Genomic DNA, 12,765 nt, shown 5'->3' with positions numbered 1-12,765 from the left:
CAACCGACCGTCCCTCCTGCTCACCGCCGCCCTGACGCTGTCCGGCTTCGCGATGTACGCCGTCGTCGCCACCCTCGTCCCGCTCCTCCTGAAACTCGGGTACACCACCGGCCAGACCGCCTGGGCCCTCCGCATCGGCGGCGCCGGCCAGACCCTCGGCCGCACCAGTAGGCCGCTCTCGTCTCGCCGCACCGCTGCCACAGACCCCACGAACGATCTTGATCACACTCAGCGGACTGACCACCGCTACCTTCGCCGCCGCCCCCACCCCGTACACCCTGCTCATCGCTGTAGCGATCGTGGCAGGCATGGTCCGCGGCCACCTCACGCTGCTCCAGGCCACCACCATCGCCTCATCACCAACCGCTGGGGAGCCACCCACTACGGACGCCTCTCTGGACTCCTCGCGGCACCAGCAACCACAGCCCCGGCCCTCCCGCCGTACCCATGTGACACGGATCCAGGAGACTCCGCGGGTGGTTGCCGAGCACAGGTAACCGCCTCCGCCGTGCGGCGGAGGCGGTTACAACCTGCGGACGATGCCCGGATACCGGATGGATGGCGACGATCAAGACGCATGCCATCACTCGCCGAGACAGGAGCCTCACCATGCTCAAGTGGACCCTGCGTGCCACCGCCGTCCTCGCCATCGTCGCCGCGATCATCACCCCCGTCGCCTTGACCGGACCCGAATCAGTAGTCACCACAACCACCGTTGCCGTGTCGGCATCCGCACCCGACGCTCCAAGGGCTGAGCTCACCCTCGCCGTGTAGGGGAAAGCGCGGTCGACCGGTACACCGCCCACGCCCCCGGGCTCGACCACACCTCGCAGCCCTGGCCGGTCGGTCCAGCGTCGACCTCTTCCCTGGGCTATCGCGGGGGGCGCTGTCGTCGTCGGACGCCCATCGGCGCACCCCCCCTCCACTCCTCTCTGCCAGGCGCAGCCGCAGGGCGGACCAGGACACGTTCCAGCGCCAAACCGTCCATGCAGTGACGTCGGCGAACGGACCGGAATCTCGGCGAGCATTGCAAGGCCTTGACCGCGGGCTCGCTCCACGGCCTGGTGCTCGGTGACGATGCCGAGCCGCCGCAGGTGGGCGTACTCGTCTTCGTCCTTCCACTGCCAGGCGGCCCGGCCGGCTCGATGACCAAGTCCACGGTGAGGTCGGAGTTGCCGACCCCCTCGTCGTACGGCGAATGGGACGCTCGAAGTTGACGTACCAGTTCCGCAATCCGCCACTGATACAGATGGCGTTGACGCTGACCCACGCCGCCGGCAGGGAGGACACACGGCGGCGCGGCCTCGCTGACCGTTTCCGACAGTTGGTGTATGGCACCGCGCCCTCAGCTACCCTGTCCGGCCCAGGCATCGTTCACCTGAGCCGCCGTCAACGCGTTTACGCCTTCGTCATCGACCGGCGGGAGCCGTTGCTCGCTCTGGCCCAGAAGGCCGACAAGGCCGGCTACATCGACCACTGCACCGCAGTCCGGCCGGTCCCCCCTTGGTCGACAGACTCCGAGTCCGTCGCCTGCGCGATCACCGAGTACCGGGGCCGCGACCCTGCCGGCCCGGGCGTCCCTCCCTACACCGCCGCTGCGTCCCCCGCCGACGTCCGCCGCGAGCTCCGGGCGGCCTGTTCGGGCTGCAGTGGCGGCGCGGCCTGAATGTGCTGGGCGGCCTCTGCTGCGGTGTAGGGGGATGCGAAGGTGAACGCGCGCGGGGACGGGCCGTGCGCCCGCAGGTCCGCCAGCCGCTCCAGGGCCTCGTCGACGGTGGGGAGGTGACCGGCGGCGACCCACCAGAGCACCAGGTGCGCCTCGATGTGCCGCTCGAACCATTCGCGGCGCCGTCGCATCACCTCCAGGTGCCCGCTGCGGTAGGTGAAGTCCCACAGGGCTTCCTGGGTCTCCCACACGGTCAGATTCACGATGACGTCCTCGCCCGCCGGGCGCAGCCCGGTGGCGTCGCCGGTCCCCTCCTCCACGAGCCGCCACACGAAGCCGGGCGCGCCGTCGGCGGCGGCGTTGACCGGGTCGAGCATCTCGACGAACGGCGCCATACGCGGGTCGTCGAGGGGGTAGCGCAGCGTGGCGACGTTGAGCTCGGCAAGGTGGGCGGCATGCGCGGATGAGGTCATGACCTCATCCCAACATGCCCCCCTCTTCTATGTCAATCAGCATTGTCTTTAGAAGCCTCGACCACCACACAGCACTCCCCCGGTCGCGGGTCCATGTGCGCACGCACCAGGCCGCCCGGACCGAGCAGCCCCTCCAGCAGCGCGAGATTCATGCCACAGACGAGCGGCGGGAAGCGCTCGGCTACGGCATGAAAGGGGCAGTTGCGCATACGGATGACGGTCGCCGCACCCCGCGTCAACTCCCTGCCTCCTTCGGAGCCCTGAACATCCTTCGCATCTTCGGCGCCTTCAGCGTCTTCGGCGTCTTCCAGGTGCGGTTCATAGCCGCGGGCAGCCAGCATCGCCATGGCCTCCTCAAGGCCACCGCAGGGCGCCGTCGAGCCGCGCAGAGCCTCACCCCGGCGATGCGCGGCCGCGCAGAGCTCGACGTCCAGGCCGGCCTGTTCGGCAGTCTCGGCGAGCAGTTCGGCGGCGGTGCGGTAATCACGGGCGGGCAGCGACACCGACCGCTCGGCGCGTGCCCGCGTGTAAACCTTGGCGGGGCGGCCCGCTCCCGGCCCCGAGCGACCCGTCAGGCGGCGGCTACCGGTCTCCAGCAGCCCCGCCTCCGCCAGCTTGTCCAGATGGTGCGCGGCGAGCGTGCGCGCCACCCCCGCCGCCTCGGCGGCCTCGTTACGGCCGACCTCGCGACCTTGCGCCGCCACGTACTCGTACAGGCGACGCCGCACCGGATCCTGCAACACCGCAATCGCATCGATGTCTTCCATCCGGCCATTCTAGTAACAATATAGGTTGGAGATAGAAGACGGGCCCCGGCTGCGGCCAGTGCTGTGACCGCGAAGGTTCACCGGGTTCGCTGGCCGCTGCGACCGCTGGACTGGTTGGATTACGGCCGACAATGAGGTGTTCGGTCCGGGGCGTGCAGGGTTCCCCCGCGACCCTGCGTCGGGAGGGCACATGCAGCGCGGCGAGGTCTGGTTGGCGGACTTTGACGAGCGGCGGCCGGTAGTACTGCTGTCGGGAGACGAAGCGTCCGGGTTCCGAGCGATGCAGATCGTCGCTCCTGCGGGAACCGAGATCAGCGGTGTGGCCGTCGAGGTGGCAGTGGGGGCGCCCGAGGGACTGCCTCTTGAGGGCGTCCTTCGAGTGGCGCTGCCACGTCCCGGTCTTGTCCCGTGCACTTGGCTGGTCACGCTGGCCCAGGAAGATCTGACCGAGCAGGTGGGAGTCTTGTCGTCAGCGAAGCTCGGCGAGATCGAGGATGCCCTCCGTGCCGGTGGACAGGAGCAGGCGGCGCACCAGGCTGCTTGATCAGGCAACGAGCGGGGGCGGCCTCCCCAGCGAAGGCCCTTCTCGCTGCGGATGCGGGCGCGTTCCTTGCGCTGGGCGGCCAGGACGTCAGGGTGGCGGGCATTCTTGTTCCGCCAGCGCAGGTAGGCGTGCAGAGCCGGGGTCTGGATCGTGACGCGTACACGATCGGGCCCGATGCCTCATCGATAACCGGCGGCGACGCCCACACGACGTTGCGGTCGACGTCATCTGGGTACCGCGCGACAAGGGCTTCCACGTACCCACGATGCGCGGCGCCGGAGGCACGGGCCCACGCCGCGCAGGCATGGGAAATCGACCGCCTGCCTCGGGCCACCCATCCGATCCGCATTGGGGGTCTGTTCGCCTACTCGTAAACGGTTGCCGCGCTGAGGGCTCGTGCGATGAAGGTCCAGTCGCCGTTGGCCGGGGGTTCCTTGCCGAAGTTCCGGTACCAGCCGTCCGAGCCGGCTATCCACGCGGCGAGGGCCTCGAGGAAGCGGTCGAGGGTGTGGTTCTCCCAGTCATGTCCTCGCCGGACGTAGTCCTGGTGCAGCTCGCGGACGAATGCGACCAGCTCATCGCGTGTATGTATCTCGTCATCAGGGGTGAGTGGCATGAGAGCAACCTACTTAGCAACAAGACCACCACCCACCTCGCGAAAAGCCCGGTCAGCAGCTCCATCACCCAGCGAAACGGCCGCAGAGCTTCCCGCCCGGAGAGCCCATCTTTGAACCTCGGTTGAACTCGTGCACGCGGTGAGGTCTTCGAGGGCGTCATGGTGCGTCCGAGGGAGGGGAGGCGGCGTCAGCCGTCACACGCGCCTGAGCGATCACGTGTTCCTGCGGGCCGGGCGCCACGGCGGTCCTTGGATGACGGCGCACACCCGTGTGATCCAATGACCGCGGAGCCGGGACCTCTCGAAAGGAGCACGAAGGAATGTCGACGGTCATTCCGGTGCCCGACAACTGGCGCTCGTTGTCCAGCAGTTGGGAAGAGCTCCGGCACGGCTATCACGCCGGGGACAAGGACGAGACGGTACGCGGCTGCGCCCGCCAGCTCGACGCGACGGCGCCGAGGCCGGAGGCCGATCACGTGCTGTTCTGGACGCTGGGCCTACTGACGCTCGCCCCCTACGTGGCCTTCGGCAACCCCGGTCCGGGAGTCGAGGACGAGGTCGTCGCGGCATTGAGCCGGGTCGCACACGTCGACGACGGCAGGACGTGCGCCCACGGCTGGCATCCGTACGAGGCCGACGTGGACGATGTGCTCGAGCGCCTTCCCGACTGCCTGGAGGTGTTGAGCTCCCCGGTGGACCAAGCCCTCGACGACCTGCTCCGTGAGGACCTGCTTCCCGAGATCTACCTGGATGAAATCGAGGACGAGGAGGCCGAACCCGCGAACCTCTCCGGACCCGAGATCCTCGCCCGCTGGCAGTGCCCGCGTACCGCACCGGGATTCGCCCGCGCAGCCCTCGACTATCTGGGCGTGTCCGTCCGCTGAGGGCAACAATTCCTTGAGCGCAAGTAGTTGATGCTCGGGTGGACCCGCCTCTCCGACCTGCGCCCGACCACCTTCAGGGTGGGGACGCATAGCTTGGAGGCACTGCTCAACCGACGCGCAGTTCCCGTCACTGCTCCATGCTTCACGCGGAGGGCGTCGTAGATAGAGGAGGCGCGAGGATTCGACATGAGGCAGTCATGCGGCGTGGCTCTGCCGGCGGGCATACGTCCGCCGCCTACGGATCAGGCACCCGCTGCCGGCGGGCGTTGTGATGGACTGTGGCCACAGGTCACAAAGGTGAACGGGGAGATGTAGGGATGGCAGCCGACATAGAGCAGTTGCGCCGGGACGGGCATCGGGTCGAGAAGTGGTCGATTGGCTGGATGGTCCTGTCGCTGGCGTTGTGGGGGTGGTTCGGCTACCGGCTACTGAGCGACGACGATCAGGAGTTCGGCGGATACACCCATGACAGCTATGCACTGGTGGGCATCCTCGCGCTCGCGGTCATCCCAACAATCGTCGCGGCAGCGACTGCCGTGTACTCCCGGGTCCTGTTCCGCCTGGCACGCCAAGCCAAGGGGTCCCAAGCACTCTGCTAGCACTCTGCGCCGATCTGTGATCGCCCACTGAGCCGCCGCGCTACCGACCATGACTGATCGGGCGGCGGCCCACAACGCACAGCAGGCTTGGCCCTGCTGTAGGTAGTGACCGGAGTACGCACGGACCGGGATCTCCTCCTGACCGCGCCGGTTCAATGACCTGACGACCGTTGGACTGCGACGGCTGGTGCACGACGATCGGCGCACTGCACACTCCTTCAGGCTCGCTCACACCACGGCACCCCGGCTAGCCGGCAGCGCCGTCTCCATCGCGTGAAGTAGCAGGTCATCACCCTGTCAGGGGCAGGACATCCATCTCGTCGGCCCAGACTGCGGCCTCGGTGAGACGTGCTCGCCGGGCACCTGTTCGCCGACCCGGACTTCACCGTCATCGAGTCGGACGCGCCCGAGGCGGCCCCGCAATGGCTGCAATGCCCCTCTGCCGAACAAGCCCAGGCCAGCTGAACAGCGCCACACGGCCACACCGCAACCAGAGTGCGAGGGTCTGTGCAGCAGGGCGAGATCAGCCGCAGGCTTCCCGCGCCACGCGCTCCAGTCGGCTTCGGTAGCTCTCCCACCAGGCCTGATCACCTGGCGGCATATTGTCCTTGCCCTGCAGGGACCCGACGGATCCGTCGATGAGTTCCCGCACGATGTCCGCGTGGCCGGCATGCCGCTGAGTATCGGAGATCACACGCACAAGGACGTGGTGCAGTGTCACCTCTTGACGTTCCTCCGGCCACCACGGGACATGGCCGACCGCGTCCAGCGTGAGTTCCGCAATCGTGCTGTCGGAATGCTTCCACACCTGCCGATACAGCTCGACGATGTCTTCACGTGACTCGTCCGCCGCGGCCCACATGTCCGAGTTGGGCTCCGCGTCCTCGGTATACCACCAGGAGGGCGGCTCCTCGTCGAAGAACGGCCGCCCGAACGTGTCACCGAAGTACCCCAGCTCCACGCCGGCGACATGTTTGACCAGCCCCAACAGGTTCGTGCCCGTAGGGGTCAGCGGGCGGCGGATGTCGTACTCCGAGAGTCCATCGAGCTTCCACACGAGGGCATCACGCGCCTCTTGCAGGTATCGGAGAAGGTCCGCTTTCGTGAGGGTGCGGGCGGCGATGTTGGTCGCATCCGCTCAGCCGACCGAAGTGTTCTGTGTCGCCTCGCGTGCTTCGGTGAGGGCTCGCTGCCTGAGGTTGCCGCCGAACAACTGAATCGTGGTGGCGGCCAGGATGTCGTTCCTGCCGATGGTCCGCCCGTCTCCCGTGCGGGTGGACAGGGCCCGCTGGGAATCCTTGAGGAACGGGGGTGGGGCCGGTTCGCCCGACATCACTGGGGTGACCGTACCGAAACGTTTGACCCCGCCCTCGCGGACGACCATGGCCGCGTCCTGGGCGAGGTCCGTCAGGAAGACGCTCGCGATTCCGTCCAGGTCGCGGACCAGCGCTGGGACGGCCCTCGCCCCCTGGCTCCGCAGCAGCTTCTTGACCCCAGCCTCGAACCTGTGGGCGTTGACCACGGCACTCGGTTTGCGCGCCCTGCTGCGCTTGCGAGAAGACGCGATGACACCCTGGGCGTCGCACAGGGCACCGGTCAGGCTTTGAAACGTCGGGCTGTGGTCGTACCACCTGGTCCCCACCTCGAGCTCGACGTTCCGGTCGATCGCCGAGAGAAGGTCCCCGGGAATCAGCTTCTTCCGGGCCTCCTCCGCCGCCGCTCTCCTCGCGCCGTCGATGATCTCCGTCAGCACTGTCCGCGTCACCGACGCGGCGGCCCACGCGGCCGACCGAGAGACGTGCATCGAGGTCACGTCCCTGAACACGGCTTTGACGAGAGACGGCTTGAACGGCGGGACATCCATGACCGCAGCGGTCTCGGGACCACTGCGCTCAGGGCATGCAGGCTGTGTGGCCATCGGAAGGAACGCTCCCTGCTGTCGGAGTTGTCAGAGGCCCACACTTCACCACGCAGACCCGCCCTCTTCCCCCATCCTCCGTCGAAGCGGCAGCCGGTCAAGGGCCTGACGGGCACATCCCGACGGCCGGACCGCTGATCAGCCACCTCCCGCACGCCCTCGTACTGTGGCACCTGCGTCCCCCGCCCGGCTGCGCCCCGTTCTCCCTAGGGGGTGTCTCGTCGACCAGGCCGGATCCGGGAGCGGCGTCAGGTGCCGTGCATCGCAAGGCGGAGGAGGGAGTCGATACGGAGCATCGGCGAGTGACGACAACGCGGCGAGGCGCGGTGCCAGGCGCCGCGAGCCCGGCATGATCGGCGAGACATCCCCTAGCCCTTGCCACCGAGGAGGAGCGGCCGGTGAAGCGCACGCAGGACGACAATCGGGCGGCCAACCTACGGGACGACGGTGTTCCATGCCCGTGGGGGGGCACTTGCACGTGCCCCGCAGACCTTGCGGCAGCAGATGAGGGTGCCGGCGATGCTGGTGAAAGCGAGGAAGTGGTCGGCTTTGCGTTCGTCGCGTCGGTGGAGGCGGCGGCCACCGGCAAACCAGGCCATGGTTCGCCTCTACGGCATCACCACATTGGACGGAGTGCTCTTCAAGCCTGTGATCGCCGCGACCAGAGGGCGCTGGACCGTCATGACGTACCGAGAGCAACCGCTGGGCAGACTTCGGCTGTTGGCCGTTAGCTACCTGCTTCCGCGCACACCGCTCTCGAGGCCATACACCTGAGAACGGTGCCGATCGCCTCCAAGTGGCTCCTCGAACAGCGTCAGCGCCGCGCCGCCGCCCGCACTGTCCGCGATGGCGATGGGTGGCACCGGCGTGGACGTATCCGTAGTGCTGGGGTACCTCGGGCCGGGCCAGCAGCACGATGCGGCGCCGACGGTCCGACGGGACCACAGTGGCGGCTGGCCTTGGCGGAGTTTCCGTACACCGTGCTCCGGAAGGCCCTACGCTGACCATCATGTCGATCCGGGTGCCCATCAGCGACGAGTTGCGTTCCGCGTTGGGCTCCCCCACGGAGGCGACGCTGCTGGACAGCAGCCCGCGGTCCAGGGTGTGGCGGGTCGAGTTGCGCGGTGGGGGCCGGGTGATCGTCAAGCAGATCGCCGACGGAGGTGGGACCGGGGCCGACGGGGATGCGCGCTATGCGCGGGAGGTCACCGCGTTGCGGCTCGCCGCACGGGCGACGCGGCCGACCGTCGCGCCCGCACTGCTCGGAACGGACGCGGCGTCACGGGTGATGGTCCTGGAACACCTGGACGACCTCGGCGCCACCGATGACTGGATGCCCGGCTACGCCGACTCCCTCGCCCGGCTGCACGCGCTCACCGGGCCGACCGACAAGGGAACGCTTCCCGCCTGGTCCGGACCGACGGCCGGCGATGCCGAGTCCTTTCTCGCACTCGCCAAGGCCCTCGACGTCTCCGTCCCATCCGGAGTTGCGAATGAACTCGCCGACCTGATCGACCGGCTCGATCCGGCGCCCCACCATGCGCTGCTGCACGGAGATCCCTGCCCCGGCAACGACCTGCGCACCGCCACCGGCGTCCACTTCGTCGACTTCGAGCAGGCGTCGCTGGGCAACGGCCTGGTCGAACTCGCCTACTTCCGCATCGGTTTCCCGACCTGCTGGTGTGCGATGTCGGTCACGGCTACTCCACTCGCGGAAGCCGAGGCCGTCTACCGTGCCACCTGGCGCGGCCTCACCGGCAGGGACGTGCCCGGCGATCTCGCCGACGCCTGCGCCGGTTGGCTGATCCGTGGCGACGCACTCGTCGAGCGCGCCCACCGCGAGTCCGTCGACCACCTCGCACGGGTACCGGTCGAGGACTTCGAGTGGGGCTACGTTTCCGCCCGAGAACGCCTCGTCCACCGACTCGGCGTGGTCGCCGACCTGACCTGCGATCACGACCATTTGCACGCACTCGGACGCCTCAGTGCGGCTCTGGCCGTGCGCCTGATGGAGCGGTGGCCCACACTGCGCGCACTGCCGACACATAACCCACGGCCCTGGTACTGACAGCCTGACTGATCACTGTGCCCGGTCGGCGGACGTGGCGTGCCGGCCGACAGGGCGACCGGTACTTCGACACCACCTATGACGTCGACCGGATCGCGGAGATGTCGAACTGCAGTCTGACCTTCTCGCTCACCATGGTGCCGCCCGCCTTGAGGCGCTGGTTGTAGACCAGGCCCCACTCGGTGCGGTCGATGGTGGTGGTGCCGTCGAAGCCGGCTCGTTCGTAGCCGAACGGGTCCACGACCGAGCCGAGGTAGTCGAGTTGCAGTTCGACGGGCCGGGTGACGTCGCGGATGGTCAGGTCCCCGGTCATGCGGAAACTCTCTCCACCCTCGTGGACGGTGGAGGTGCTGCGGAAGGTCATCTCCGGGTAGCGGCGCGCGTCGAAGAAGTCGCGGCCTATGAGGTGCGCGTCCCGTTGTTCCACGCCCGTGTCGACGCTGGCGACGCGGATGACGAGGTCGGCCCGCGACTCGGCCGGCCGGGCTCCGTCGAAGTACAGCGTGCTGTCGTAGTCGGTAAAGGCTCCCCGCACGGTCGTGACCATGGCGTGCCGCACGGAGAATCCGATGCGGCTGTGTGGGCGATCGATGGTCCATCGTCCGGTCAGCGCTCGAAGTGCCGGTTCCAGAGCCGTACTTCGGGGCGAGTTCTCCACGGCAGAGGCGCCTGTGCCGACAGCCGGGGTCGACTCGTAAGCGGCGGTCTGGCGACGGCTGAAGATACCCATGATCGTGATCCCTTTCCCATCTGATCGCTCCGTGCTATCACGGCGTCGCCGGGCGCTGACCAGCAAGATGGGTGGCCTCGTCCGGGTTCCATGCGGTCGACTGCAAAGCTGCACAAGATCGACATGATGCGGGGTGCGCTGCGGGACGGTGCCGCGTCCGCACCCCTCGCACGAGCGCAAGCTCCTGTCGGAGCGCAGCCCGTGCCAAGCCTCTGCTCCCTGCGGGCCTACTCCGGGGGCGTGGGCGTGTCGTGGGTGCGGTACATCGCCTGTACGTCCAGCTCCAGTTGGACGGTCGGACCGACGACCGCGATGCCGCGGGCCAGCATGGAACGCCAGTTGAGGGTGAAGTCCTCCCGGTGGAGTTCCGCCTTCGCGAGAGCCGCGCATCGCAGTTCCTGGTCGTAGCCTCCGTTGACCATCCCGAGATAGGACGTGTCGAGGCCGACGGAGCGACTGGTGCCGTGCATGGTGAGCGTGCCGTGCAGGGTCCACTTGGAGCCGCCGCGATGCGCGAACCGCGTGCTGGTGAAGTCGATGTAGGGATAACGTTCGACGTCCAGGAAGTCGGCGGAACGCAGGTGGTTGTCGCGGGTGTTGTTGCCCGTGGTGATGCTGGAGGCGTCGATGCGCACCGAGACGTGCGAGTCGGCCATGTTCGGTGCGACGCGGATGCCGCCCTGGAAGCGGGTGAACCGGCCGTGGACGTGGGCCATGCCCACGTGCTTGGCGATGAACCGGATCGCGGTGTGGGGAGGGTCGAACAGCCAGGTTCCGGCTGTCGGAAGTTCCAGCTGGCGGGCGGGCTCCAGGGCGATGCGCACCGGCGGCAGAGCCACTCCGGCGGCGATGTCGAGGTTCTCCCGGGAAGGCGACAGGCCCTCGGCCACGGTCATCACGCTGTAGGAGCCCGGTGGCAACGTCGCTATGAAGTAGCCGTAGGGGTCCGTGATGCCATGCGTCACAACCCGGTGGCTGTCCAGCGCGGTCACGGTGACCTCGGCTCCGCCCATGGGCAGCCCCATGGGATCGACGACCTCGAAGCCGAACGCCCCGGCATCGGGCGGCAGGGGAACGGAGATGCTCGGTCCGGCACCGGAGGCGCCGCGGGGGCGCCGGCGTCGGAGTAGCCCGAGGGCCATGAGTTCACCTTTCTTCACGTGCATCAGCTTCACGCTGCCCGCTCAGCCGGTTGCGTTCGCGGTCGCTAAGGACCGTTCGCGACAGGAGGGCAAGCGGGCGCGGAGTCGGTAGCTCGTTGACGATCATAGGGGCGCCCACGTGCCGGTAAGTCGGCCTGATGTCGGAGCTGTCCACCCCTTTTGTCTGTGGATGCTGAGTCACAAATCAGTACATCGACGGGCCATATCGCCGCACCTCGGCTTCATTGCTTTGCAGCAATGCTGTGGTGAAGGGCACGGAAGAGGAGCGAGATGTTCACAAGCGGCCTGCGGATTCACCACGGACCTGACACAGGCGCGCCGGGCAGGGCTGGTCGGGCCAGGCCGGCTGCGCGTCCCGACCACGGGACTGTTCAATCCCGGAGCCCGAGCGCAGAAGAAGCAGGGCACGGCCGTGCAGGCACTGGATGGACACCCGTTGTTCATCACACCATCGGAATCAAGACCGACGGCAGGCCACCGGCCTGGACGTCAACCGGGTCGATGGACAGGTCACAGTAGTCGCCGATGGCGGTGAATACAGCTGTGGAGAGTCGCCACCTGTGCTCCTCGTAATAGGCCGCCACTTCGGCTTCGTCTTCGTCCGGCAGAGACGGGAATACTGCGCCCGCTGCATGCAGTGCCGCATCCAGGGCGGACGACTGACCTGTGTCCTGTCCGAAGTCGGCCCGCCAGGCATGCCCGTCACCTGGCGCATGGATGATCATCGACGGTGGGCTCCACCGGTTCATCGTCACGCAGACGATCTCCTCGTCCGGCCAGGGCCGCATCGATTCGATCCCCTGATACCCAGTCGCCCACGTAGCCGTCCCCCAGTCCTCCAGCACGTAGACCCAGTCCCCGCACGTCCCGTACATCACGGGATTGACACGGGGCGACGGCATCCCCGGCCGCCCCACCGGCACGGCAAGATCCTTGTACGGGGTGCCCGCGGCAAGCTCATCGAGGTCGGCACCCAGCGCGATGAGGAACTCGTCCGCGTCGAGACCGCGGGCGCAGGTCAGCGATATCCCGCCGAGCATTCCGGGCTGGGCGGCCTGTCTTTGTGTGCTGCTGTGTGCGCCTATCCATGTGATCCCGTTGGACATGCTCATCACACTAGGCCTTGCTCCGCCTCGCCAGGCGGGCGAGATCGCGGGAAGGTGAAACCCCGTACGAGTCTCCGCTGCATGCCATAGAGGGCGAAAGTGAACTCGACCTCGCCGTCGTTGACTTGCAGGCGCTGAGCGGTGCCGCCAGCCGACCAAACCTCGACCCGCGAGGCGGGGCTTGGGCCAGGCCAGGCCAGGCCCTTACTCGGGTGACCCGCAGCGGCGGCA

Annotated in this window: 13 protein-coding genes and 1 pseudogene; 5 read left to right on the top strand and 9 right to left on the bottom strand. The window is 67.9% G+C overall.

Features of this window, described 5'->3' with window-relative positions:
* Positions 1-609: 609 nt before the first annotated feature.
* Positions 610-774: a hypothetical protein gene (locus ACSU6L_RS37875; RefSeq protein ID WP_437064211.1), complete on the top strand. Its 165-nt coding sequence runs from the start codon at positions 610-612 to the stop codon at positions 772-774.
* An 810-nt stretch (positions 775-1,584) separates the two neighbouring features.
* Here the strand turns inward: ACSU6L_RS37875 and ACSU6L_RS37870 are convergent.
* On the bottom strand, positions 1,585-2,139 hold the full coding sequence (locus ACSU6L_RS37870) for a DUF3291 domain-containing protein (RefSeq protein WP_437064210.1): 555 nt from the start codon (positions 2,137-2,139) through the stop codon (positions 1,585-1,587).
* Positions 2,140-2,171: 32 nt separating this feature from the next.
* Positions 2,172-2,906 (bottom strand): helix-turn-helix transcriptional regulator, encoded by a 735-nt coding sequence (locus tag ACSU6L_RS37865; RefSeq protein ID WP_437064209.1) that lies wholly within the window; start codon positions 2,904-2,906, stop codon positions 2,172-2,174.
* Between the two features lie 190 nt (positions 2,907-3,096).
* Here ACSU6L_RS37865 and ACSU6L_RS37860 point away from each other — a divergent pair, with 190 nt between their 5' ends.
* Complete coding sequence (locus ACSU6L_RS37860) at positions 3,097-3,450, top strand: type II toxin-antitoxin system PemK/MazF family toxin (protein ID WP_437064208.1); 354 nt, start codon at positions 3,097-3,099, stop codon at positions 3,448-3,450.
* Between the two features lie 14 nt (positions 3,451-3,464).
* On the opposite strand, the pseudogene ACSU6L_RS37855 reads toward ACSU6L_RS37860, so the two are convergent.
* Together ACSU6L_RS37855 and ACSU6L_RS37850 are read right to left on the bottom strand one after the other, a co-directional pair.
* Positions 3,465-3,602, bottom strand: a pseudogene (locus ACSU6L_RS37855) (IS630 family transposase); the annotation flags it as partial.
* Positions 3,603-3,814: 212 nt separating this feature from the next.
* Positions 3,815-4,066: a DUF7660 family protein gene (locus ACSU6L_RS37850; RefSeq protein WP_437064207.1), complete on the bottom strand. Its 252-nt coding sequence runs from the start codon at positions 4,064-4,066 to the stop codon at positions 3,815-3,817.
* Positions 4,067-4,386: 320 nt separating this feature from the next.
* Between ACSU6L_RS37850 and ACSU6L_RS37845 the strand changes: the two genes are divergently transcribed.
* Positions 4,387-4,950: a hypothetical protein gene (locus ACSU6L_RS37845; RefSeq protein ID WP_437064206.1), complete on the top strand. Its 564-nt coding sequence runs from the start codon at positions 4,387-4,389 to the stop codon at positions 4,948-4,950.
* A 317-nt stretch (positions 4,951-5,267) separates the two neighbouring features.
* Positions 5,268-5,549 carry a hypothetical protein gene (locus ACSU6L_RS37840; protein ID WP_437064205.1) on the top strand — a complete coding sequence of 94 codons (282 nt, stop codon included), beginning with the start codon at positions 5,268-5,270 and terminating at the stop codon, positions 5,547-5,549.
* Between the two features lie 523 nt (positions 5,550-6,072).
* Here ACSU6L_RS37840 and ACSU6L_RS37835 read toward each other — a convergent pair.
* Together ACSU6L_RS37835 and ACSU6L_RS37830 are read right to left on the bottom strand one after the other, a co-directional pair.
* Positions 6,073-6,672 carry a DinB family protein gene (locus ACSU6L_RS37835; RefSeq protein WP_437065191.1) on the bottom strand — a complete coding sequence of 200 codons (600 nt, stop codon included), beginning with the start codon at positions 6,670-6,672 and terminating at the stop codon, positions 6,073-6,075.
* 15 nt (positions 6,673-6,687) lie between these two features.
* Positions 6,688-7,467: a hypothetical protein gene (locus ACSU6L_RS37830; protein WP_437064204.1), complete on the bottom strand. Its 780-nt coding sequence runs from the start codon at positions 7,465-7,467 to the stop codon at positions 6,688-6,690.
* 1,009 nt (positions 7,468-8,476) lie between these two features.
* On the opposite strand from ACSU6L_RS37830, the gene ACSU6L_RS37825 reads away from it, so the two are divergent.
* On the top strand, positions 8,477-9,535 hold the full coding sequence (locus tag ACSU6L_RS37825; RefSeq protein WP_437064203.1) for a phosphotransferase family protein: 1,059 nt from the start codon (positions 8,477-8,479) through the stop codon (positions 9,533-9,535).
* 76 nt (positions 9,536-9,611) lie between these two features.
* Here the strand turns inward: ACSU6L_RS37825 and ACSU6L_RS37820 are convergent, their stop codons facing one another.
* From ACSU6L_RS37820 to ACSU6L_RS37810, 3 genes are all read right to left on the bottom strand, one after another.
* The gene (locus ACSU6L_RS37820) at positions 9,612-10,265 is read right to left on the bottom strand and encodes a YceI family protein (RefSeq protein WP_437064202.1); all 654 of its coding nucleotides are present in this window, start codon (positions 10,263-10,265) and stop codon (positions 9,612-9,614) included.
* 227 nt (positions 10,266-10,492) lie between these two features.
* Positions 10,493-11,407: a YceI family protein gene (locus ACSU6L_RS37815; RefSeq protein ID WP_437065190.1), complete on the bottom strand. Its 915-nt coding sequence runs from the start codon at positions 11,405-11,407 to the stop codon at positions 10,493-10,495.
* 464 nt (positions 11,408-11,871) lie between these two features.
* A complete protein-coding gene (locus ACSU6L_RS37810; RefSeq protein ID WP_437064201.1) occupies positions 11,872-12,534 on the bottom strand; it encodes a hypothetical protein in 663 nt (220 codons plus the stop codon).
* Positions 12,535-12,765 lie beyond the last annotated feature (231 nt).

Origin of the sequence: Streptomyces sp. enrichment culture, assembly GCF_964272855.1 — a bacterium.
Lineage (GTDB): Bacteria > Actinomycetota > Actinomycetes > Streptomycetales > Streptomycetaceae > Streptomyces.
This window is presented reverse-complemented; position numbering and strand designations above follow the sequence as displayed.

Coding starts and splice junctions, on each gene's coding strand:
- ACSU6L_RS37860 (WP_437064208.1), top strand. CDS start 3,097: ATGCAGCGCGGCGAGGTCTGGTTGGCGGACTTTGACGAGCGGCGGCCG.
- ACSU6L_RS37865 (WP_437064209.1), bottom strand. CDS start 2,906: ATGGAAGACATCGATGCGATTGCGGTGTTGCAGGATCCGGTGCGGCGT.
- ACSU6L_RS37850 (WP_437064207.1), bottom strand. CDS start 4,066: ATGCCACTCACCCCTGATGACGAGATACATACACGCGATGAGCTGGTC.
- ACSU6L_RS37815 (WP_437065190.1), bottom strand. CDS start 11,407: ATGGCCCTCGGGCTACTCCGACGCCGGCGCCCCCGCGGCGCCTCCGGT.
- ACSU6L_RS37870 (WP_437064210.1), bottom strand. CDS start 2,139: ATGACCTCATCCGCGCATGCCGCCCACCTTGCCGAGCTCAACGTCGCC.
- ACSU6L_RS37845 (WP_437064206.1), top strand. CDS start 4,387: ATGTCGACGGTCATTCCGGTGCCCGACAACTGGCGCTCGTTGTCCAGC.
- ACSU6L_RS37875 (WP_437064211.1), top strand. CDS start 610: ATGCTCAAGTGGACCCTGCGTGCCACCGCCGTCCTCGCCATCGTCGCC.
- ACSU6L_RS37830 (WP_437064204.1), bottom strand. CDS start 7,467: ATGGCCACACAGCCTGCATGCCCTGAGCGCAGTGGTCCCGAGACCGCT.
- ACSU6L_RS37825 (WP_437064203.1), top strand. CDS start 8,477: ATGTCGATCCGGGTGCCCATCAGCGACGAGTTGCGTTCCGCGTTGGGC.
- ACSU6L_RS37840 (WP_437064205.1), top strand. CDS start 5,268: ATGGCAGCCGACATAGAGCAGTTGCGCCGGGACGGGCATCGGGTCGAG.
- ACSU6L_RS37810 (WP_437064201.1), bottom strand. CDS start 12,534: ATGTCCAACGGGATCACATGGATAGGCGCACACAGCAGCACACAAAGA.
- ACSU6L_RS37820 (WP_437064202.1), bottom strand. CDS start 10,265: ATGGGTATCTTCAGCCGTCGCCAGACCGCCGCTTACGAGTCGACCCCG.